This window comes from Microbispora sp. NBRC 16548 (genome assembly GCF_030268985.1).
In the GTDB taxonomy this organism is placed as follows: Bacteria; Actinomycetota; Actinomycetes; order Streptosporangiales; family Streptosporangiaceae; genus Microbispora; species Microbispora catharanthi.
Window position 1 is genome coordinate 17,867 of record NZ_BSSF01000022.1, and the last position, 22,955, is coordinate 40,821.

General features: G+C 68.6%; 15 protein-coding genes. 6 read left to right on the forward strand and 9 right to left on the reverse strand.

Annotated features, from left to right (window positions below; translation table 11 throughout):
- Nucleotides 1-177 precede the first annotated feature (177 nt).
- Nucleotides 178-891 carry a FadR/GntR family transcriptional regulator gene (locus QSK36_RS38710; protein ID WP_183542152.1) on the forward strand — a complete coding sequence of 238 codons (714 nt, stop codon included), beginning with the start codon at nucleotides 178-180 and terminating at the stop codon, nucleotides 889-891.
- A 64-nt stretch (nucleotides 892-955) separates the two neighbouring features.
- On the opposite strand, the gene QSK36_RS38715 is transcribed toward QSK36_RS38710, so the two are convergent.
- Nucleotides 956-1,678 carry a FadR/GntR family transcriptional regulator gene (locus tag QSK36_RS38715; RefSeq protein WP_285785824.1) on the reverse strand — a complete coding sequence of 241 codons (723 nt, stop codon included), beginning with the start codon at nucleotides 1,676-1,678 and terminating at the stop codon, nucleotides 956-958.
- A gap of 616 nt (nucleotides 1,679-2,294) precedes the next feature.
- On the opposite strand from QSK36_RS38715, the gene QSK36_RS38720 reads away from it, so the two are divergent.
- The 5 genes from QSK36_RS38720 (at nucleotide 2,295) to QSK36_RS38740 (ending at nucleotide 11,903) form a co-directional block, all read left to right on the forward strand.
- On the forward strand, nucleotides 2,295-5,834 hold the full coding sequence (locus QSK36_RS38720; RefSeq protein ID WP_285785825.1) for a glycosyl hydrolase family 95 catalytic domain-containing protein: 3,540 nt from the start codon (nucleotides 2,295-2,297) through the stop codon (nucleotides 5,832-5,834).
- A 144-nt stretch (nucleotides 5,835-5,978) separates the two neighbouring features.
- On the forward strand, nucleotides 5,979-6,614 hold the full coding sequence (locus QSK36_RS38725) for a hypothetical protein (protein ID WP_285785826.1): 636 nt from the start codon (nucleotides 5,979-5,981) through the stop codon (nucleotides 6,612-6,614).
- Between the two features lie 22 nt (nucleotides 6,615-6,636).
- A complete protein-coding gene (locus QSK36_RS38730) occupies nucleotides 6,637-6,927 on the forward strand; it encodes a hypothetical protein (RefSeq protein ID WP_285785827.1) in 291 nt (96 codons plus the stop codon).
- A gap of 639 nt (nucleotides 6,928-7,566) precedes the next feature.
- Complete coding sequence (locus tag QSK36_RS38735) at nucleotides 7,567-9,546, forward strand: alpha-L-fucosidase (RefSeq protein WP_183542163.1); 1,980 nt, start codon at nucleotides 7,567-7,569, stop codon at nucleotides 9,544-9,546.
- Between the two features lie 656 nt (nucleotides 9,547-10,202).
- Complete coding sequence (locus tag QSK36_RS38740) at nucleotides 10,203-11,903, forward strand: lectin (RefSeq protein WP_183542165.1); 1,701 nt, start codon at nucleotides 10,203-10,205, stop codon at nucleotides 11,901-11,903.
- Between the two features lie 86 nt (nucleotides 11,904-11,989).
- Here QSK36_RS38740 and QSK36_RS38745 read toward each other — a convergent pair whose 3' ends face one another.
- From QSK36_RS38745 to QSK36_RS38780, 8 genes are all read right to left on the reverse strand, one after another.
- Nucleotides 11,990-14,062, reverse strand: coding sequence for an alpha-galactosidase (locus tag QSK36_RS38745; protein ID WP_285785828.1), 2,073 nt, complete (start codon nucleotides 14,060-14,062; stop codon nucleotides 11,990-11,992).
- 92 nt (nucleotides 14,063-14,154) lie between these two features.
- Complete coding sequence (locus QSK36_RS38750) at nucleotides 14,155-15,201, reverse strand: LacI family DNA-binding transcriptional regulator (protein ID WP_221264303.1); 1,047 nt, start codon at nucleotides 15,199-15,201, stop codon at nucleotides 14,155-14,157.
- A gap of 10 nt (nucleotides 15,202-15,211) precedes the next feature.
- On the reverse strand, nucleotides 15,212-16,549 hold the full coding sequence (locus tag QSK36_RS38755; RefSeq protein ID WP_285785829.1) for an ABC transporter substrate-binding protein: 1,338 nt from the start codon (nucleotides 16,547-16,549) through the stop codon (nucleotides 15,212-15,214).
- A gap of 31 nt (nucleotides 16,550-16,580) precedes the next feature.
- Nucleotides 16,581-17,390 carry a carbohydrate ABC transporter permease gene (locus tag QSK36_RS38760; protein WP_221264304.1) on the reverse strand — a complete coding sequence of 270 codons (810 nt, stop codon included), beginning with the start codon at nucleotides 17,388-17,390 and terminating at the stop codon, nucleotides 16,581-16,583.
- Between the two features lie 38 nt (nucleotides 17,391-17,428).
- Nucleotides 17,429-18,370, reverse strand: a complete 942-nt coding sequence (locus QSK36_RS38765; RefSeq protein WP_285785830.1) for a carbohydrate ABC transporter permease — start codon at nucleotides 18,368-18,370, stop codon at nucleotides 17,429-17,431.
- A gap of 221 nt (nucleotides 18,371-18,591) precedes the next feature.
- Nucleotides 18,592-18,762 carry a cellulose binding domain-containing protein gene (locus QSK36_RS38770; protein WP_285785831.1) on the reverse strand — a complete coding sequence of 57 codons (171 nt, stop codon included), beginning with the start codon at nucleotides 18,760-18,762 and terminating at the stop codon, nucleotides 18,592-18,594.
- 131 nt (nucleotides 18,763-18,893) lie between these two features.
- A complete protein-coding gene (locus QSK36_RS38775; protein ID WP_285785832.1) occupies nucleotides 18,894-20,357 on the reverse strand; it encodes an RICIN domain-containing protein in 1,464 nt (487 codons plus the stop codon).
- A gap of 16 nt (nucleotides 20,358-20,373) precedes the next feature.
- Complete coding sequence (locus tag QSK36_RS38780) at nucleotides 20,374-21,780, reverse strand: pectinesterase family protein (protein WP_285785833.1); 1,407 nt, start codon at nucleotides 21,778-21,780, stop codon at nucleotides 20,374-20,376.
- Nucleotides 21,781-22,955 lie beyond the last annotated feature (1,175 nt).

Sequence of the window (22,955 nt, forward strand, 5' to 3'; positions counted from 1 at the left end):
AGCAAGGGATCCGACGTATCGACCGGCCCCGCCACGCCGGGAGACCACGACACATCGCATGTCTGTCCCGGCTGAAGGCGCGGGATCCGGCAGAGGCGCGGCTGGTTCCGAGAGCGTTCACGTGCGCCCGGAGGGACCGTGTGGAGGTCCGCTGTCCTGACATACCAAAATGCAGGTATGTCGTTGACCGAGCAGGCGATCGAACGCATCAGGCAGCTCATCAAGGACGGGACGCTTCCCCCGGGCGCCCGGCTGCCTCCCGAACAGGAGTTGGCCGCCGAGCTGGGCCTGTCCCGCAACCTGCTCAGAGAGGCCGTCCGCTCCCTCGTCACCACACGCGTGCTGGAGGTACGCAGGGGCGACGGCACCTACGTCACGAGCCTTTCGCCGGAGTTGTTGCTCGAAGGAGTCGGCCTCGCCGTCGAGATGATGCGGGGCGACGATCTGCTCGAGATCACCGAGGTGCGGCGCCTGTTCGAGCCGGTGGCGACGGGTCTTGCCGCCGCCCGGATCACCGCCGACCAGCTCGCGGACGTCGAACGGCATCTCAACGCCATGATCGCGGCGCAGGACGACATCGAAGCGCTCAACCATCACGACGACGCCTTCCACCGGGCCGTTTTCGAGGCGACGGGCAACAAGTCCCTGTCCGCCCTGCTCGGCGGCATCGCCAGCCGGACCCTCCGGGCCCGCGTCTGGCGCGGGCTCGTCGAAGAGAACGCGGCCGGCCGCACGATCGCCGAGCACGCCGCCATCTACCGCGCACTCGCGGCCGGCGACGCCCCCCTCGCCCAGGCGGTCGCGCTCATGCACGTCAGCACCACGGAGACCTGGCTGCGGGAGAACCTCGGCCGTTCGCGGTCCGGCGCCGACCCGGACGCGGTGAGGTGATCACGGCGGCCACCTCGCCATGTCCCGGCATGTCACCCCGCATCGGCCCCCGCCCGGCCCGAGGTCAGTCGGCCACTGGGTCGGACGGCGCGTCGCCGTCGTCGGGCAACCGGTGCAGGGACTCCTCGACCCCCATGAGATGGTTGGCCATCCGGATGCGCGCCCGTTCGGGATCGCGCGCCGCGAGCGCCGCCCAGATCGCCACGTGCTCGTCGTGAGTGCGCCGGTCGGCACCCTCCTCGTGCAGGCTTCGCCACAGCCGGCCGCGGACGGTGCGCCTGGCGAACGCCTCGATCAGGCCGATCATGACCGGGTTGTCGGTATGGGCGGCGATGATGCGGTGGAAGGCGATGTCGATCTCGATGAGACGCTCGTGGTCGTGGGGTGCCTGACCGACGATCCGGGCCGACTCGCCGAGCAGGTCCCTCGCTTGGCAGAGCGCCTCATCGGTGATCCTGGTCGCGGCCAGCCGTGCCGCCTCGGCCTCGAGCAGGCGCCGGACGGTGTACACGTGCCGCGGGTCGCCCTGGCCGTGCAATTCGACGACGAAGCCCATCGGAGCCAGCAACTGCGTCGCGTCGAGGTTCGTGATGTACGTCCCGTCACCCTGCCGGGTGCTGACGATCCCGAGGATCGACAGCGCCGAGACTCCTTCGCGCAACGCCCCGCGCGAGACGCCCAGCGACTCGGCGAGGTCCTTCTCGACGGGCAGGCGGTCGCCGGGCCGCAGGACGCCGTCGAGGATCATCCGCTTGATGCTGTCCACTACATCGTCTGTGCGTGACATGGCAGGTAGGTATCCAAAGTCCGGCCGGAGCGGGGGATTTCCCCGTCACCACGGGCAGCCAGGGAGCGGATGCGGCCTGCCCGCACGTCGTCGCCCGTGCTCGTCGGGGAATTGGTGCTGCTCTACGGATACAGGACGCGGCCTCGTACCGCTACTCGGCGGCGTGTGGCCTTCCCCGCTCCCCTCCCGCGCGGGCCTGCTGCCCGGTGGCGCGGGCAACGCACGCTCGTAGCCGCCCGCGACGTCCGGTTCCCTCCGTCGCCCACGGCTCGCCCACCGCGACCTGGATCAATGCGCGCCAGGGGACAGGGACAGGCCAAAGGTTAGATGTTTCCTGGGGATTGAGGGGCCAGATGACCGCCTTTCGGGCGTTTCTATAAGAATCGTTGACCGATACATCAAATCTTTGTAGCTTTGCCATCACCCCCTACACAGCCTCGTCACGCAGCCGGTCCCGCCGAACCCCGCCAGGCTCCTCGATGTCGGGTTCGCAGCCCATTGGCGCGGTGCCGGCCGCCGACAAGGCCGCAGTGCGCTTGGAGAGCGAATGCCAGATCTGACGCGAAGGCAATTGATGAAGATCGGCACGGTCGGAGCCGGGGCTCTGATACTGCCGATGCAATGGACAGCGGTCGCCCGAGCCGGATCGGTGGCACCCTCGGAGGTACGCGCCGCCAACGACATGGCGCTCTGGTACGACAAGGGCGCCGGCACGGACTGGCTCCGCGCCCTCCCCATCGGCAACGGACGCCTCGGCGCCATGGTGTTCGGCAACGTCGACGCCGAGCGCCTGCAGCTCAACGAGGACACCGTCTGGGGCGGCGGGCCGTACGACCAGAGCAACACCAAGGGCCTGGCGGCGCTGCCGGAGATCCGGCGCCTGGTCTTCGAGGACCAGTGGAGCCAGGCCCAGACCCTGATCGACCAGAACATGCTGGGCAGGCCCGCGGGCCAGCTCGCCTACCAGACGGTCGGCAACATCAAGCTGACCTTCCCCGGCACCAGCGGGTTCACGGAGTACAACCGCCAGCTCGACCTCACCACCGCCGTCACGTCCGTCAACTACCTGCTGAACGGCGTACGGTACAAGCGCGAGGTGTTCGCCAGCGCACCGGACCAGGTCATCGTCGTTCGCCTGACCGCCGACAAGCCCGGCTCGATCACGTTCAGCGCGACGTTCGACAGCCCCCAGCGGACGACGCTCACCAGCCCGGACAGCACCACGGTGGGGCTCGACGGCGTCTCGGGCAACTTCGAGGGCATCACCGGCCAGGTCAAGTTCCTGGCGCTGGCCAAGGCCGTCGCCGAGGGCGGCACCGTCACCAGTTCGGGCGGAACGCTCCAAGTGTCCGCCGCCGACAGCGTGACGCTGCTGATCTCCATCGGCTCCAGCTACGTGAGCTACAAGGACGTCGGCGGCGACTACCAGGGCATCGCGCAGCGGCACCTCGACGCCGCCCAGGGCAAGGCCTATGACGCGCTGCGCAGCCGGCACGTGGCCGACTACCAGGCCCTGTTCAAGCGGACGACGCTCGAACTGGACCGCACCGACGCGGCCGACCAGCCGACCGACGTCCGGATCACACAGCACGGTGCCGTCGACGACCCGCAGTTCTCCGCGCTGCTCTTCCAGTTCGGCCGCTACCTGCTGATCAGCTGCTCGCGTCCCGGGACCCAGCCGGCCAACCTGCAGGGCATCTGGAACGATTCCCTGAGCCCGTCGTGGGACTCGAAGTACACCATCAACGCGAACCTGCCCATGAACTACTGGCCCGCCGACACCACGAACCTGTCGGAGTGCTACGAGCCGGTGTTCAGCATGATCCAGGACCTCACGGTGACCGGCGCCCGCACGGCCGAGGTCCAGTACGGCGCCGGCGGCTGGGTCACCCACCACAACACCGACGCGTGGCGGGCGACCTCGGTCGTCGACGGTGCGCTCTGGGGCATGTGGCAGACCGGCGGTGCGTGGCTGGCCACCATGATCTGGGACCACTACCTGTTCACCGGCGACGTCGAGTTCCTGAGGAAGAACTACCCGGCGATGAAGGGTTCGGCGCAGTTCTTCCTCGACACCCTCGTGGAGGAGCCGAAGCTCGGGTATCTGGTCACGAACCCGTCGAACTCCCCCGAACTCGCCCACCACTCGAATGTCAGCGTGGCCGCCGGTCCCACCATGGACAACCAGATCCTGCGTGACCTGTTCAACGGCTGCGCGGAGGCCAGCGAGGTTCTCGGCGTGGACGCGAGCTTCCGGGCGCAGGTCCTGGCCGTCAAGGACCGGCTCCCTCCGATGAAGATCGGCTCGCGCGGCAACATCCAGGAGTGGCTGTACGACTGGGTGGAGACCGAGCGGACCCACCGGCACATCTCGCACCTGTACGGCCTGCACCCCAGCCACCAGATCACCAAGCGCGGCACCCCGGAGCTGTACGACGCGGCGCGGCGGACCCTCGAACTGCGCGGCGACGACGGCACCGGCTGGTCGCTGGCCTGGAAGATCAACTACTGGGCGCGGATGGAGGAGGGCAAGCGGGCGCACGACCTGGTCCGCCTCCTCGTGACGCCGGCCAGGCTCGCCCCGAACATGTTCGACCTGCACCCGCCGTTCCAGATCGACGGCAACTTCGGCGCCACGTCCGGCATCGCCGAGATGCTGATGCAGAGCCACACCGGCGAACTGCACGTGCTGCCGGCGCTCCCGGGGGCATGGCGGAACGGGAAGGTGCAGGGCCTGCGGGGCCGCGGCGGCCACACCGTCGGCGCGGCGTGGAGCGACGGGCAGGCCGACGAGTACCTCATCACGCCCGACCGCGACGGTGTCGTCAAGGTGCGCGGCGGCATTTTCACCGGCCGCCACAAGGTCCTCGACGTCGCCGGCGGCACGGTGAAGGTGGAGAAGACCGAGCCCGACGCCGTCAAGATCACCGCACAGGCCGGTCACACCTACCGGGCGTTCACGCTGCAGAAGGTCTCGGTGGCCGCGCCCGCCGAGGTCACGCCGGGTCAGGGAGCGAAGGCCAAGGTCACCGTCCGGGCGGTCGAGGTGTCGCTGGCCTCGGCGACGGTGGCCCTCACGGCGCCGGAGGGGTGGACCGTCACCCCCGCACAGGCGAACGTGGGGCCCCTGGCGCCGGACGCGACGGCCACGGTGGAGTTCACCCTCACTCCCGCCACCGGCGCGGCGGCCGGCGCCGCGGTCCTCACCGCCGTGGTGAGCGGCACCGAGGCGGGCGAGAACTGGACCGCGTCCGCGAAGGCCACGGTGCAGGTGTGGGGCGGCGGGGAGAAGCCGCTGGAGGAGCTGTTCAGCAACGTCGGCGTCACCGACGACACCAACACCAACCTCGGGAACTTCGACGGCAACGGCGCCAGCATCTCCGCCCAGGGGCTGGCGTCGGTCGGTGTCACCCCCGGGGCCACCGTCACCAAGAACGGGCTGAACTTCAAGTGGCCCAACGTCACGGTGGGCACCCCCGACAACGCCATCGCCTCGGGGCAGTCCCTCAAGGTGACCGGGACGGGCAAGACGCTCGGCTTCCTGCTGACCGGGACCTACGGCGCGGTGTCCGGCCCGGCCACCATCGTCTACAAGGACGGCACGAGGCAGACCTTCACCCTCAGCTCGCCCGACTGGTACGGCGCGCCGAGGCCGGAGGGCGACGCCGCCGTCGTGGCCCCCTACCAGAACCGGCCGAACAACCAGCGGCAGAACACCGCCGCCACCATCTACTACGTCGGCGTGGCTCTGCAGAACAAGGAGATCTCCCGCGTCGACCTGCCCAACATCAGCGCGGGGGCGGCGAACGGGGTCGCGACGATGCACATCTTCGCGGTCGCGCTCGATTCCGTCACGCCGCCCTCGCCGGAGGTCAAGCTGACCGTCACCGCCACCACCCGGTGCATCGGCACCTCGGCCTACGTGGCGGTCACCGCCGTCAACGACTCCGACGTGCCGGCGACGATCACGCTGACCACCCCGTACGGGTCCAAGACCGTGGCCGACGTGGCCCCGGGCAAGCAGGCCTACCAGTCCTTCAACACCCGGGCCGCCCAGATCGACGCCGGCAAGGTCACCGTGAAGGGCACCGCGACGATCGACGGCAAGCAGGTCACCTCGTCCTACGACGTCGCCTACACCGCGGCCAGTTGCTGACGACATCGGGGGAGTCCCCGGCCGGCCGCTGACCGTATCGGCGGTGACCACCGTCCACACGTAGGGACACCGCCGTAGCACAACCGGGGCCGGCCGCCCGACCAGCCGGCCGGCCCCGCCCCTCATCAATGGAGCGATGATCATATGAAAAGCACCAGGACCACCCAACTGCTGGCCGCATCGGTGCTCGGCCTCGCGCTGGCCGGCGCCGGCGTGGCCGGCCCCGCGGCGGCCGCCGACGACCCCGGCACCGGCATCGACGTGTCGGTGAAGATCGAGCCCACCACCACCCCCGGCCAGGTCTCCATGACCGTCGCCGACAACAACGGCGTGGCTCTGCAGGAAAACGGATCCGACGCCACCGCCCGCCAGTTCGTCGGCACCCTGCCGACGGTCACGGTGACCGACACCCGCCAGCCCGAAGACATCCCCGCCGGGGAGTTCTGGGCGGTCGTCGGCCAGGCCAGCCAGTTCGTCGCGGCCGACGACCCGGCCAAGACCATCGGCCCGCAGTACCTGGGCTGGAAGCCGCGTCTGCTGAGCGGCTCCTCCACCGGGGCGGTGGCGGCCGGTGAGCCGGTCTCCAGCGTCATCTCCGACGGCACCGGAGCCCCCCAGGTGGGACTCGAAGGCCAGGAACTGCTGGTGTCCACCGCCAACTCCGCCGACGAGATCGGCACCTCGCAGGTCAACGCCGACCTCGCCCTGCGCACCTCCACCGACGTCGCCGCCGGGGAATACCACTCCACCCTCACACTGTCGCTGTTCAACCAGTCCTGAACCGGCGGGCAGGACACCACCGTTGTTGTTCCGCGTGCGGTTCGACCGGCGCGAGGGGACGCCCGGCGCGGAGCGCACCGTCGAGTTCACCGTCACCCCCGCCCAGGGCCGGGCCGCGGGCGACGTGGCCGCCTGTCAGAACCGGCCGAACAACCAGCGGCAGAACACCGCCGCCACCATCTACTACGCGGGCGTGGCTCTGCGGAACAAGGAGATCTCCCGCGTCGACCTGCCCGACATCAGCGCGCGGGCGGCGAACGGGGTGGCGACCATGCACATCTTCGCCGTCGCCATCGGCGGACAGCGCACCTGAACCAGTCGGACGACGTGGCCGGGGGCGCGGTGTGGGACGACCCGCACCGCGCCCCCGGCTCACGCATGCCGGTAGCCGTCCGGCGGGCCGTCCCGTTTCCTGCGATGAAACTTTCAGACATCCCATTTCTCGCCAGAATCGGGACCGGCGCCCTTGTAGACATGGGCTGTCTGCACCCAGTGCGAGGCGAGTAACGGCAATGCCGATGCGGCATGCGCAAACGTGCGGGCTCGTGTGCCTCGCTCGCGTTTCCACTTGTCGTACGCGCGAGGCCCCACTGCGCCACAGTGCATCATTCGCGCGCGCGGCGGCGGGGGAGTGTGGACAGATCGCCCCGCTTGACATACAACGACATCCAATGTCTCTGCGGTGACCGTCTGCTCATCTCCGTGAAACATCCAAGGGATCGTGTCCATGCGTACCGTCGTCGGGCCCGGGCCATCGTGGCCGAGTTGATCCTCACGGGGCTGCCGTGCCAACCGTCGCCGAGCGCCCGCCGACGGCGATCGCGGTCCGCCCGCCGCGATACCCACGAAGGAGAAGGTGTACGAGGCGGTCACCCGAGCAGGGCCGACGGGGTTGGCCTCGACGGCCGCGCACGCCCAGGAAAATCCCCCCGATCGCGAGAGGTACCTCGCCATGTCCGCATCCTCGTTCCAGTTCAGCCGCAGGCAACTGCTCGCCACGGCCGCGCTCGCCACGGCCGCCGGCGCGCTGAAGGCCGGCCCCGCGTGGGCGAACGCCGGTCCGCAGAGTTACACCGCGAGCTGGTCGTCGGTGGACCAGCACCCGCCGGCCGCCGAGTGGTTCCAGGACGCGAAGTTCGGCATCTACTACCACTGGGGCGTGTTCAGCGTCCCGGCGTACGCCAACGAGTGGTACCCGCGCAACATGTACAACAACGGGTCAAACGAGAACAATCACCACAAGAGCGTCTATGGTGACCCGTCGGTGTGGCCGTACCACAACTTCATCAACGGCGCGCGGGACAAGGCCGGCAACTGGGTGCAGTTCGCGCCGAAGCTGACGTCGGCCGGGGGCAACTTCGACCCGAACGAGTGGGCGCAGCTGTTCGCCGACGCCGGCGCCAGGTTCGCGGGGCCGGTGGCCGAGCACCACGACGGCTACTCGATGTGGAACAGCCGGGTGAACGAGTGGAACTCGGTCGCCACCGGGCCCAAGCTCGACCTGCTGCGGTTGCACGCCGACGCCATCCGGGCCAAGGGCTTGAAGCTGCTGGTGGCCATGCACCACGCCTACAACTTCACCGGCTTCTACCAGTGGGTGCCGTCACAGTCCAGCACCAGCCTCAAGAAGCTGTACGGCCAGCTCGACAAGACCACCGAATACCAGCTCTGGTACGACAAGCTCAAGGAGATCATCGACGGCTACCAGCCCGACGTCATCTGGGAGGACTTCAACCTCAGCCAGATCCCCGAGTCGTACCGGCTGAATTTCCTGTCGTACTACTACAACCAGGCGGTGGCCTGGAACAAGGACGTCGTCGCCACCTACAAGGACGGGTACAACACCAGGGGTGAGGTGGTCGACTACGAGCGCGGCGGCCCGGCGGGCATCCAGACCCCCTACTGGCTGACAGACGACAGCATCTCCAGCTCCAGCTGGTGCTACACCGTCGGCATCGGCTACTACTCGCTCAACGCCATGCTGCACTCGCTGATCGATCGGGTCAGCAAGAACGGCAACATGCTGCTGAACATCGCTCCGATGGCCGACGGCACCATCCCGTCCGGGCAGCGGTCGATCCTGCTGGGCATCGGCGACTACCTCAAGCGCTTCGGCGAGTCCATCTACGCCACCCGGGCCTGGGCGGTCTTCGGCGAGGGTCCCACGCAGATGGGCGGCGGCTCCTTCACCACTCCACGAGCGGGCACCGCGCAGGACATCCGGTTCACCCGCAGCAAGGACAACACGGTCCTGTACGCCACCGTGCTGGGCTGGCCGGGCGCGACGCTGAACATCGCGACGCTGGGCTCGAACCGGATCAACCTGAGCAACCTGGCCTCGGTGCAGCTCCTCGGCTCCTCGGCGGGCCAGTACACCACCCTGCCCAACCCCACACAGGACGGCTCGGGGCTGCACATCTCGATGCCCTCGTCCAACGCCCCGTTCAGCGCCCCGGCGTACGTGGTCAAGCTGACCTTCAACGGCCAGATCCCCTCCCTGGGCTCCGGCGGCACCCCCACCGGTTACGTGCGGATCGCCAACGTCGCCACCGGTCTGGTGCTGGACAGCGGCGGCAACGTGGCGTCGGGGTCGAACCTCAAGCAGTGGAACTGGGACGGCAGCAACAACCTGCAGTGGCAGCTGGTCGACCTGGGCGGCGGCTGGTATCGGATCGTCAACCGCACCAACGGCATGGTCGCCGACAGCTGGGGCAACACCGCCAACGGCGCCAACGCCAGGCAGGCGGCCTGGAACGGCGGCAACAACCAGCAGTGGCGCCTGAACGATCTCGGCAACGGCCGCTACCAGATCGTCAACCGCGGCACCGGCACGTCCCTCGACGGCATGGGCTACACCACCGCCGGCTCCGCCGTCGGCATGTGGACGCCCAACAGCAGCACCAACAACCAATGGACCGTCACCGCCATCTGACCACGACCCACCGCGCCGAGCGGATGCGGAGGACGCCTCCGCCCACGCTGACGAACAGGGCAGGATGAAGGACCCGCGTGGCGGCCGGGCGTGCCGCCAGTGTCGGGAAGCCGCCGGGAAAGGGCGTCTCTGGCGCGAGAAGTTCACGAGGCCAGGTCTCTGAGTTCAGGGACCTGGCCTCCGCTTTCTCCACCGGCAGCACCACCGCCTGGCGCCATGTCCGCGAGTCGATCGACCTGCTCGCCGCCCGGGCGGCCGTCCTCGGCCCGCACGCCGTCGAAGACCATCGTCGCTCACGATGAAAAGGGCTCTCCTTCCGGGTTCAGGGGCACACGTCCGGGTGGCGCAAGTGTTACCGCTACCACCAACGGCCGTCAAGGAAGACGCCGTACGACGTGAATCATCCGCGTCCGCCCGGTATCTTTCCGAAGCCATTGAAGCAGGACTGACCTGCGGTTGAAGTCGTTGGCAAGGCGTGGCGGGGCATTCGGGCCGGAGACCGGGGCTTGACACCGTCGACGGCACGCTCTAGACCCTGATGTTACCGATAACCCCAATAGGACGTCGCCGATCCCGTGACGCCGAACGGCTGGGAGCGTCGCTTCCGCGCGCCTCCGTCGTTTCCGCCCTCACGCCCCCCAACGAGGAGAAGAACGATGCACGACTTACCCGTTCACCCGGCGGCCGGGCGGCGACGGTCGCCGGGCGCCGTCGCCCTGGGCCTGCTCACGGCGCTCGTCACTTTGGCGGCCACCGCGCTCACCTGGACGGCACCGGCCTCCGCGGCCCCCGCGCCGCTGGTGAGCGCCGTCTCCGGCCGTTGCCTCGACGTGAAGGGCAACGTCGACACGCTCGGCACCACGCTGGACATCTGGGACTGCAACGGTCAGGCCAACCAGGGCTTCGAGTTCACCTCGGCCGGCGAACTGCGCACCATGAACGGCACGCGGTGCGTGGACGCGTACAACAACCAGACCTCGCCCGGCACACAGGTGATCATCTGGTCCTGCAGCGGGCAGGCCAACCAGAAGTGGCGGCAGAACTCCGACGGGTCGATCACGGGGACGCAGTCGGGCCTGTGCCTCGATGTGGACCACGCCGGCACCGTCAACGGCACCGCCGTCATCCTGTGGACCTGCAACGGGCAGAGCAACCAGAAGTGGAGCACCACGACCGGTGGCGGCAGCGCCCTCGTGGTCGACGCGGGCAGCGTCGTCCGACCGGTCACCCGCGTCGGCTCGGGCACCCTCTACGGCCTGTCCGACGCGAACACCCCGCCGGTATCGATCATGCAGCCGCTGAAGCTGCACCAGCTCCGGCAGCCGCCGCCGCTGCACGAGCACCGGCCGAACGGCTCCCCGGTCCCGATCGGCGACACGCTGAACATCTGGCGGAACGCCGCCGCCATCGGCGCCGTGATCACCGTCGACATGGCGGACAGCTTCGACGGCTTCCCCTACAACTGGACCAACTGGAACGACTGGTACAGCCGGATCGACAAGATGATCGCGGCGGCCAAGTCGGCGGGTGTCAGCAACATCGACGCCTGGGAGCCGTGGAACGAACCGGACTGGACCTGGCCGTCGGCGTCGGGCGTCTCCTTCAACGACGGGTGGGTGCGCACCTACCAGCGGATCCGGCAGAGCGAGCCGAACAAGGCCATCATGGGGCCGAGCTACTCGTACTGGAACGTGAACGCGATGCGGTCCTTCCTGACCAACGCCAAGGCGACGAACACGCTGCCGGAGGTCGTGTCGTGGCACGAGCTGAGCGGATGGCAGCAGGTCACCGCCAACGTCCGGGCCTACCGGGCGCTGGAGCGCGAGCTCGGCATCTCGCCGCGGCCCATCTCCATCAACGAGTACGCCACGACCGGTGAGATCGACGTGCCGAGCAGCGTGAACCACTACGTCGCGCAGTTCGAGCGCGAGGGCGTGCGGGACGCCGAGCGGGCGTTCTGGTACGAGGCCGGCACGCTCAACGGCCTGCTGTACAACGGCCAGCCGACGGCGTCGTACTGGATGTACAAGTGGTACGCCGACCAGACCGGCAACGTCGTCAAGGTCACTCCGACCACGTACAACGACGGCGTGGCCGCCTACGACGGCAGGACGTTCAGCCTGGTCTTCGCCGGCCAGGCCGGCAACAACACGATCCGCGTCGACGGGATCGGCGGGCTGGGCTCCTCGGTCACGGCGACCCTCGAGTACGTTCCGGGCTCGGGACGCAAGACGAACGTGGCGGCGGCGACCCGGGTGTGGTCGAACGCCTACAGCGTCACCAACGGCAGCGTCACGATCCCGATCGCCAACCAGGACGCCAACGGCGCCTACCGGCTGGTCCTGACGCCGGGATGACATGCGGAAAGGAGGCCGCCGGGCGCCCGGCGGCCTCCTCGCACGGCTGTTCGCGCGGCTGTTCGCGGGCGTCCATGCCCGCACGCCTATTCCCTGATCAGATGGACCAGGGCGCTGGCGTAGTCGCCGGGAGCCAGATCGGGGAACAGACCGTGGGTGAGCAGGACGGCTCCGTGGTGGACCTCTCCCGTGGCCGTGTCGCGGTAGCGCGCGTCCGGGTCGAGGGCGCGCAGCGGGATCCCCGGGTCGGCGTGCCCGAACCGGCGGGCGCGGCGGTGGACGAGCACGGCGGCCTCGCCGCCGTCGGAGGTGAGGTACTGCACGGCCGACAGATCGCCGTCGGGCGGCAGCAGGCGGTACTGCCGGCCGTGCTGGACCAGTGGGCGGATCCGCTTGTAGTCGGCGACCAGCTCGGCCGCCCGGTCCAGATCGGCCTGGCTCCACTCGGTCAGGGCGCCGCCGATCGCGAGCACCCCGGCCATGGCCACGTGGAAACGGAAGTCGAGGGGGATCTCCCGGCCGGTGTAGGGGTTGGGGCTGTCGGTGACCCACGCGCCCATCACCCGGGCCGGGTAGAGCTGCGAGAAGCCGTGCTGGATGTCCAGCCGGTCGAGGGCGTCGGTGTTGTCGGAGGTCCACACCTGGTCGGTGCGCCGCAGGATGCCGAGGTCCACCCGGCCGCCGCCGCTGCTGCACGATTCGATCCTCACGTGCGGGTGGGCGGCGCGCAGCCGGTCGAGCACGTCGTACAGGGTGCGGACGTGGCCCAGCCACAGCCGCTCGTCCGGGCCGGCCTCGGTGAAGGGGCGGTTCATGTCCCACTTGAGGAAGTCGATGGCGTTCTTGGCCAGCAACTCGTCCAGCGTCCGGTAGAGCCAGTCCCCGACCTCCGGCCGGGACAGGTCGAGCACGAGCTGGTTGCGGTGCTCGGTGCGCCGCCGGTGCGGCCGGTGGATAACCCAGTCGGGATGGGCGCGGTAGAGGTCGCTGTCGGGGTTGACCATCTCCGGCTCCACCCACAGCCCGAACCACATGCCCAGCTCGTGCACCCGGTCGATCAGCGGCCCGAGCCCGTCGGGGAACCGGTGCGGGTTGGGATACCAGTCGCCGAGCCCCGCGGCGTCGTGGGTGCGGGTGCCGAACCAGCCGTCGTCCACCACGAACAGCTCCACGCCCATCCGGGCGGCCGACTCCGCCAGCCGGATCTGCCCGTCCAGTGAGACGTCGAAGCCCGTGGCCTCCCAGGAGTTGTAGAGCACCGGCCGGATCTCGCCGGCATGCGGCAGCACATGCCGGAGCTGGTGGTCGTGCCACGCGCGGCTGGCCGCGCCGAAGCCGCCTTCGGTGTAGAGGCCCGCGCACACCGGCGTGGCCAGCTCCTCGCCGGTGCCCAGCTCCCAGGTCACGGGGTCGTGCCCGGCCCCGGCCGACAGCGTCACCCGCTCGGTGGGAAGACGCTGGGCGGTGAGCCGCCAGCTCCCGCTCCAGGCCAGCGCGCAGGAGTAGACCGCGCCGTGCTCCTCGCCCGCCGTGCCGTCGTCGACCATCGCCCAGGGGTTGGCCTGGTGGCTGGTCACCCCCCTGCGGCTGGTCAGGACGGTCTCGCCGTACGGCAGCTCGGCGCGGTGCAGACGGGTCTCCGCGCCCCACTGACCGCGTACGGAGCTGAGCCGGTAGCCGTTCAGCCGGGGGAGGACCCAGGTGGCGGAGTCCGCCCGTACGACGGTGACGGGCTCGCCCTCGTTGCGCAGGACCAGGTGGCGCTCGATCACGTCGCCGTACAGGCGGTAGTGGCACTCCACGGCCAGCGGGTAGTGACGGTCGGCGTACGCCAGCACCAGCTCCCGATCGGTGCGGCGTTGCCCGGTGAAGACGAGCTCCAGGTCGCGGGTGCCGTCGGCGAAGCGCACCTGCAGGCCGGCGTGTCCGTAGCACAGGCCCCCGGTCGCGATCAGGTCGAAGGAGCCCTCCAGCGGGTCCTCCACCGGCCGGAAGCCGGGCCGCGGCAGCCGTAGCAGCAGCGAGGCCGCCTGCTCGGGGGTGAGGCGAGGTCCCCAGTGCATGACGCGCGGCCGGTCGGCCTCGTCGAGGTGCAGTACGTAGGAGGAGGACGGCCCGGACAGCACCCACAGGCGGTGTTCGGAGTCGTGGTAGATCATCTCAGCCTTTCGACGGCGAAGGAGAAGACGGCATGGCATGCGGGACCGCTCCACCCGCATGACGCGGCGGAGGACTGTGGAGGCGTGGGAGGTCAGGCGGGCGGGGGGCCGCTGCTCTCCCGCACGATGAGTTCGGGCTCGCTCCAGGCCGGGACGGCCGGGGCGTTCTGCGGGTCCAGCCTGCGGTGCAGCAGGCCGAAGCAGGCCCGGCCGAGACCCTCGAAATCGAGCCGGACCGTGGTGAGCGAGGGGTTGAGGTAGGCCGAGGGCGGGGAGTCGTCGAAGCCGACCACGCTGAGGTCGCCGGGAATGTCCCGCCCGGCCTCGCGGGCGGCCCGCATGACGCCCAGCGCCAGGTCGTCGTTGCCGCACAGGATCGCAGTGACCGATCGGTCCGCGAGCAGGGAGCGCACGGCGAGGTAGCCGGATCGAGGGCTCCAGCCGCCGGGCAGCGGCTCGGGCAGCGGCCGGCCGGCGGCGCGCAGCGCGTCCCGCCAGCCCTGGGTGCGCTGCGGCAGCGCGCTGGTGGAGGAGGGGATGGCCACGTAGTGGACGGTCTGGTGCCCCAGGCTCAGCAGGTAGCGGGTCGCGTGCGCGGCCGCCGCCCGGTCGTCCAGCCAGATCTGCCAGGGGTCGTCCGGCCCGTCGTCGGGCCGCCGCTCGACGGCCGCCGCGACCGGGACGTCCGCGGGCAGCGCCCGCAGCGCGCGCACGCCCGCGTCGTCGAAGGCGATCACCATGACCGCCTCCCCGGGCCGGTTCAGCCGCAGGGCGATGTCCGCCTGGGCGGAGTTCCGCTCCAGCACGCTGATGCCCACGGAGAACCCGGCCGTCCTGGCCGCCTCCTCCATGCCGCGCAGCGTGGCGGCGGCGCCGTACAGGGCGGTGTCGGAGGTGAGGACGGTGACCGAGCGGACCGGTCCTCCGGCCAGCGCCTGGGCCAGCCGGTTGGGCCGGTAGCCGAGCTCGGCGATGACCTGGAGGACCCTGGCCCGGGTCGCCTCGCTGACCCGGGCCTTGCCGTTGATGACGCGGCTGACGGTCTGCTGGGAGACACCGGCCACCCGGGCGACGTCCCAGATGCTCGCCGACCGCGCGCGGGGAGCGTCCTGGGCAGGCATGTGACCGGTAACTTCCATGAGTCAGACCTTACTTGATGGCGGCGTTGGCCTCGGTGGTGATCTTCTGGGCGGCGTCCTGCGGCGACAGCTGCCCCAGCCAGACCTGGTTGAAGATGTCGAGCGCTTTGACGTTGTAGACGTCGGCCGCCTCGGTGAGCGGGTAGCCCATCGTGGTGCCCTCGGCGGCCTTCTTGAAGCCGCTGACGTCGACGCCCTTGGCCTTCCACGCGTCGGCGAAGACGTCGTTGAGCGAGGGGATGCCCGGCCAGACGGCGCCCGCCTGGGCGACGGCCTTCTGATGGCGTTCGGACGTCAGCCACTTGAGCAGCTCCCACGCTTCCTTCGGGTGCTTGGTGCCGGCGTAGACGGCCTCGGTCAGGCCGTTGTAGACGCTGCCCTTGCCGACCGGCCCCGCGGGGAGGTCGGCGACGCCGAATGCGCCGCCCGGCAGCGCGGTGTCGAAGGCGCGCAGCATCCAGCTTCCGTCCATCGCGGCGGCCGCCTCGCCGCGCCCGACGACCTGGTCAAGGGACGGGCCGTTGGGCGGGTTGGTGACCGTGGCGGGCACCGCGACGTGGTACTTCAGCCGCAGGTCCTGGACGAACTGGATGGCCTGCACGCAGGCCGGCTGGTCGATGGTCCACCGGCCCCACGGCTTGTCCTGGAGCGTGCAGCCGTTCTGCAGGGCGAAGTTCCACCAGTCCTGCTGACCGGTGGGCGCCTGCATGGCCAGGCCGTACTGCTTGACCTTCTTGGGGTCGAAGCCCGGCTCGTCGGCGTGCTTGCCGTTCTCGTCGACCGTCAGTTTCTGTAGCGTCTTGACGAAGGTGCCGCCGTCGGCGGGGTTCCAGGTGAGGCCGTCGAGGTCGGCGGGGGTGAGCCCGGCGTCCTTGAGGGCCTTGGTGCTGTAGAAGAGCCCGATGGTGTCCCAGTCCTTGGGCAGGCCGTAGACCTTGCCGTCCACCTTCCAGCCCTGGGCGAGCTTGGGGTCGTAGATCGAGGTGTCCACCTTGTCCTGGGCGATGAGCGGCGCCAGGTCGGTGAGCACGCCCTCCTTGCTGAACTTGGGGAAGTAGGAGACGTGGTCCCAGAACACGTCGGGGGCCGAACGCCCCGCGAGCTGGGTCTGCAGCTTGCTCCAGTAGTCGTTCCAGTTGTTCAGCTCGATCTGCACCTTGATGGTCGGGTGGGCCTTCTCGAACTCGCGGATCGACTGCTCGATCGGCGGCTTCTGCACCTCGTCCCACATGGCGTACCTGAGGGTGACGGCGCCGCCGGTGGAGTCCGAGCCGTCTCCGCCGCCGCACGCGGCGAGGGACAGCAGGGCCGCCGCCGCGACAGCTGATACGGCGATTTTTCTGGACATATCTGCATGCCCTTCTCTCTGCGGGGGGTGGTTACTTCAGCCCGGTGAGGGCGATCGAACGGACGATGTGCCGCTGGAACAGCAGAAAGATCACGATGAGCGGCAGCAGCGCGAGGGCGGCGGCCGCCAGGATCAGGTGATACTGGGAGGAGTACTGGCCCTTCAGCGCCGAGATGCCGAGCGTGACCACCCGGGTCGCGTCGCCGTTCGTGACGATCAGCGGCCACAGCAGCGTGTTCCAGGTTGTGATGAACGTGATGGTCGCGAGGGTGGCCAGGATCGGCCGGCTCAGCGGGAGCAGCACCCGGACGAGCACGGTGAGCGTGCCCGCGCCGTCGATGCGCGCGGCCGACTCCAGGTCCCGGGGAATCGTGCGGAAGTACTGACGCACCAGGAAGATCCCGTACGGCGTGCCGAACGCGGTGGGCAGGATCAGCCCGAGATAGGTGTCGATCAGCCCGAACTCCCGCATGATCAGGAAGAGCGGGACCAGGGTGACGATCTGCGGCACCATCATCGTCGCGAGGTAGCCCCAGAACAGCACGTCGCGGCCGGGGAACGACATCCTGCCGAAGGCGTAGGCGGCCATCGTGCTGAACACGACCTGGCCGGCCGTGACGGCCCCGGCGTAGACCAGCGAGTGCAGCAGGAAGCCGGCCATGTCGTACTGCGACCAGACCTGGGCGAAGTTCTCGAGCGTGACGGGGAAGGCGGGCTTCCAGGCGGGGGTGGTGAGCACCTGCGCGGGTTCCTTGAACGCCGAGTTCAGCGTCATCAGGTACGGCGCGACCGAGACCACGGCGCCCGCGAAGAGCGCGAGATACAGAGCGATCCTCTTCATCTGCGTCCTCTTCATGTGGGTCCTCTTCATCGGGGTCCTCAGGAGAAGTCGTAGACGGTGCGCTTGCGGAAGTAGAGGAACTGCGCCGCGGTGACCAGTAGGATCAGCGCGAACAGCACCATCGCCAGCGCCGAGGCGTAGCCGGACCGGAAGAGCTGGAACCCCTGCTGATAGATGTGGAAGTTCAGCACGTCGGTGGCGCCGCCCGGGCCGCCCTGGGTCATCACGAAGACCGTGTCGAAGATCTGGAACGACCCGATCGTGTTCGTCACCAGCACGAAGAACAGCGACGGCCGCAGCAGCGGCAGGGTGATCATGAAGAACCGCTGCACCGGTGTGGTGCCGTCGATCGCCGCGGCCTCGTACAGCGTGTGCGGAATCGCCTGCAGCCCGGCCAGCAGGATCAGCATCGTGTAGCCCGTGTACTGCCAGACGTTCACCGAGGCGATCACCGGCATGGCCCACGCGGGGTCGGTGAGCCAGTTCGGACCGTCGATCCCCACCACGCCCAGCACCTGGTTGACCACGCCGTATCTCGGGTCGAACACCCAGGACCAGATGATGCCCAGTGCCACCGGCATGGCCATCCAGGGCAGCACGAAGACCACCCGGAGCACCTTGCCGCCGCGCATCCGCCGGTTCAGCGCCAGCGCCAGCAGCAGCGCCAGCACGGTCTGCGCCGGGATGTTGAGCACCACGTAGTAGATCGTGTTGAGCACGGCCCGCCACACCTCGGGATCGGCGGCCAGCTCGCGGTAGTTGTCCAGCCCGACGAACGACGGCGCGCCCATCAGGTTCCAGTCGAACAGGCTCAGCGCCGCCACGCCGAAGATGGGCGCCACCAGGAAGAGCAGGAAGCCGACGAGGCTCGGCGCGAGCAGGGCGTACGCCTCGGCGACGGCGCGAACCCGCGCCGCGAGCCGGCGCTCCACTCGGCGGTGCCCCTGCACGGACCGCTCGTAGGTAATGTTATCGATCACATTCTCTCTCCATAAGCCACCAGGGACCCGGAGGATTCCGGTGATGCAGAGAAGAGTTACCGATAACATCCGCGTCGTCAAGTGCCCGTCGATTCGCGACGACCAAGCGATCCACGTGGAAGACCGGGCGGTGCGGGGGCGCCCACGTCGCCAAGGGCGTGCGCGCCGCGGGCCGGCCGCGGTTCGTGACCGTGCCCATCCGTCCGACCTCGCGCGACCTTTCAGCCGTTGACCGGGTCGCCCAGGTTGCCGATGGTCACGTTGGCGCCGAAGCCACCGGGCCACTGACTGGTCACGGTGTAGGTGACCCGGCATTCGGTGCGGCGTACGCGGACGGAACGGGAGCGAAAGCGGCGGTGACAGAGGCCCTGACATGACGAATGCCCCGGCACAAGGCGTGCCGGGGCATTCCAGATCTCGGACGGCCGGTCACGACCTCATCGTCGCGATCAGCCGGCGTTGATCCGCCGATGCCGAACACCAGTAATGAGCGGCTGCAGATCGGATGCACGCCACAGGAATTTCAGAGCCCGATCGGCGCCTGGGGACCTGCGTAGGTCTTCACGAGCGCGGGGACGTTCGCGGCGGGGTCGAGGCGGTAGGAGTAGAAGCTCGACGGGGTGAAGGCCGAGCCGCCGGTCTCCTTCTGCCCGCTGCAACTGACGCAGATGCTGCCGGTCTGCTTCAGCTCGGCCGTGTCGTCACGGTAGTAGGGGCTGTTGACGTGGTCGTAGTAGGTGTTCTCGATCACCATCTTGGTCTTGCCGCGTGAGTAGTTGCCGTAGCCGGTGATGTTCTGCATGTAGTTGTTGTAGAGGTGGGCGTAGGCGACGTTGTCGGTGCTGGGGTTGCGGACGTCGTTGTCGTGGATCCAGTTGTGGTGAATCGTGATGCGGGCGGTGACGTTGGGCGTCCACCCGATACCGAACGCCTTGTGGCCCTCGCCGATGACGTTCCAGGACACGGTCAGGTAGGAGGTGTCCTTACGGCTGTCGATCAGGCCGTCGTTCATCCGCACGATGTAGTTGTGGTCAAGCCAGACGTGATGTGAGGTGTCCATCTGGACGCCGTCGTAGTCGTATTCCTTGTCGTCGGGGTCGTCCTCGGTCATCCGCGTGTCCCGGATCTGCAGGTTCCGAATGATCACGTTGCTCACGTTGTTGAGGTTGAACCCGCCGTTGACGATCTGGCCGTTCTTGCCGACGCCGACGATCGTCTTGTTGGACGCGACCTTGATCTCGGTGCCATACGGCGTGACCGTGATCGGGGCGTTGACTCTGATGATGTAGGGGCTGGACGAACCGGCGTACTTGATCAAATCGGCCAGGTTGGTGACGGTGACGGTCTGACCGCCCGCGCCACCGGTGGTGCTGCTGAGACCCATCCCGCTGGTGCCGGCGAACCCGTCGGGGGCGCTGGAGTAGGGCACAGAAGGCCCTGACGTCGGAGTCGCGGTCGGGGTGGGGGTGCCGGTGGTGGGGTTGAAGCGCCATTGCATGCGGGCGATGTCGGAGCAGGGTTCCTGGACGATCGGGTTGCCGCCCGAGGTGGAGCCGTCCTTGTTGCTGACGCACAGCCCGTTGAAGTTGCTCTTGAGCAGGTAGCGGTCGGTGGTGCTGGAGGGTGTCAGCGTCCAGGTCTGGTTGGTGCTGGCCCCGCAGGTCCACTGCCACAGCTGGACGCCGGTGTCGGAGGAGTAGTTGGGCACGTCCACGCATTTGCCGCTGTTGACGTTGACCAGGCCGTAGGCCCCGTTCTGCGAGACCACCCGGAACTGCTGCTCACCGGCGGCACTGTCGCAGGCCAGTTGCGTCAGCACCGTCCCGTCGGTCTTACCGGCGCCGCTGACCGTCACGCACTTGCCGCTGGAGCCCGACGCGAGGGTGTACACACCGTTCGCGACCGGCGTCGCGGCCTGGGACGGCCACGCCGTCAGGCCGACGAACGCCGCCGACACCACGGTGGTGACCGCGAGGGATCGTTTCATGGATCACTCCTGCTTGTTAGTAAACGGGGTTCCAGCCGTCGGAGCCGGCCAGGTATTTCTGCGGGGTGTAGTTCGCGGCCTGCGAGTCGCTCATCTGCGGCCGGTTGGAATTGACGGTGGCGCCCGAGCCGGTGTTCTTGTACTCGAAGAACCGGGCGTTCTTCCATGAGTTGCTGGACATGTCGGTCCACGGCTGGGAGGTCTTGATGGCCGCGCTGAGCGACGACTCCCGGTAGAGCACCTGCGCGTCGGCCCGCCACGGACGGCCCAGATTCGTGTTGTTCTTGCCTGCGCCGGTGATCCGGGACTTGTAGAACAGGAATCCGTAGGTCTTGGTGGCGGGGGTGCTGGCCGCGGTCATCGTGCCGCCGGTGCTGCGCTTCTCGTAGATGTCGCAGTTGTCGAACACGGCCGTGCCACTGCCGAAGATGAAGTCGGTGGTGCCCTCGACGTAGGAGTTCTTCACGTACGTGCGGGCGGAGTCGCTGCCGAGCAGGAAGGTGTCCTGGTCGCCGAGGACCCGCACGTTGATGAGCTGGCTGCGGTCACCGTCGACGCGCAGCGCCACCGCCTGGTGGCCGTCCGGCGTCGAGTTCTCATCGAAGTCGTTGGAGACCGTCAAATTGGTGAGGACGGCCTCCTTGCCCGTGACCCGGACGGTGAAGCTGCCCGACGTGCCACTGGTGTAGGCGGACCGGTTGTTGACGATCAGCGTGGAGGAAGGGGACGAGCCCGTCCCCCGAAGGGTGACATAGGGCTTGTCCAGCGTGACGATCTCACGGTAGGTCCCCGGCTTGATCGTGATGACGCGGCGGGTGGTGTTGTTGGACGGCACCGCGTCGATGGCCGCCTGCACGGTCCGATACTGCCCCGTGCCGTCCGCCGCCACGGTCACGGTGGAACCGGTGGACGTCGCGGTCGGGGTGGGGGTGCCGGTGGTGGGGTTGAAGCGCCATTGCATGCGGGCGATGTCGGAGCAGGGTTCCTGGACGATCGGGTTGCCGCCCGAGGTGGAGCCGTCCTTGTTGCTGACGCACAGCCCGTTGAAGTTGCTCTTGAGCAGGTAGCGGTCGGTGGTGCTGGAGGGTGTCAGCGTCCAGGTCTGGTTGGTGCTGGCCCCGCAGGTCCACTGCCACAGCTGGACGCCGGTGTCGGAGGAGTAGTTGGGCACGTCCACGCATTTGCCGCTGTTGACGTTGACCAGGCCGTAGGCCCCGTTCTGGGAGACGACGCGGAACTGCTGCTCACCGGCGGCACTGTCGCAGGCCAGTTGCGTCAGCACCGTCCCGTCGGTCTTACCGGCGCCGCTGACCGTCACGCACTTGCCGCTGGAGCCCGACGCGAGGGTGTACACACCGTTCGCGACCGGCGTCGCGGCCTGGGACGGCCACGCCGTCAGGCCGACGAACGCCGCCGACACCACGGTGGTGACCGCGAGGGATCGCCCCGGAATCCGCGTCCGTGTGGCGGAGGCTGGAGGTCTTGCGTGCGCGCTGCCTGATGACGGCGGGCTGTCTAGCATGACGTTCTCCTTTCTGCAATGCGGAAGCAGGCGAGACCATGCGGACGGCGCCCGCCCTGACAGGGGTGGGTCCGCTGGAGTGCCTCAGGTGACACGCACTGGGCTGGTTCACCCGCGTGTTGGGCCGGAGCGAAACACGGCCTTGGCTCAGGGGTCAACGAGACCCATCCCGAACGCCATGACCGTTGGCGAGTATCGGCCCAGAGACCTGGGATGTTTCCCTCGAGCTGCTTTCTGTGTCGCATGAAAGTTTCACTTCAGCGCCCGATCGCGCACCGGTGAGACATCCGATCTGTAGCCATGCCGCTCCGATCGTGCCCAGGGATGATGATCGGGTGATGCCAGGATCTATGTGGGAACGGGGCGCGCTCCGAGCAGGATCGGCGGTCCTGAGTGCCGAGATGGAGGGAAGAAACATCCGATTATTGAGATGCTTCTCGGTCAAGTTTCGGGGCTAGCTACTTTCATGGCCGACGAGATGGGGGAGCGAATCGTCAGATCTGTCTTCGCTCGCCCCGCATCGATTCTTCGCAGCCCCAGGCGCCGCCCCTTCCGGAGTCCCTGGCGGCCGACGCGCCGGCGGTGGCTGCGTTTCGCTGGGACGACGGGGGTCTCCGGGGTTGGCGCCGTCCCTCGCTCCGCGGTGAAAGTTTCAGAATTTAGTTCTAGAGCCCTTGGGGCTCTCCGTCCCCGCACCTGTCACGAATCACGGAGGACAGTGGTGATCACGCCGCTGACCTGGGGCGGAAGGCATGGCGCGCGCTGGGAAAGCCGTGCTGGTGAGGCCACCCGCGCATCGGCCCGCCGACTATGCGAGGGGCAGTGGCTGCCCACAGACCGCGATGCTATGTTTCGCGACAGTTTCAGTTTCTGTTGCGTAGATGAAAGCGCTCACGTTTCGGCGTCTCGCTCCATTCCGAGCGGGCCGGCGATCTCGGGCCGATGTATCGCCGTTCATCAACAGGAGAGCGCATGGCGTGGACGAGATCCGCAGGCTTGTTCTCTCAATCGTGGGTCCTGCGTTCCCACCCGGTACTTGTGAGACCCGGTGGCGGGCGCGCTCGGCGATGCCGACG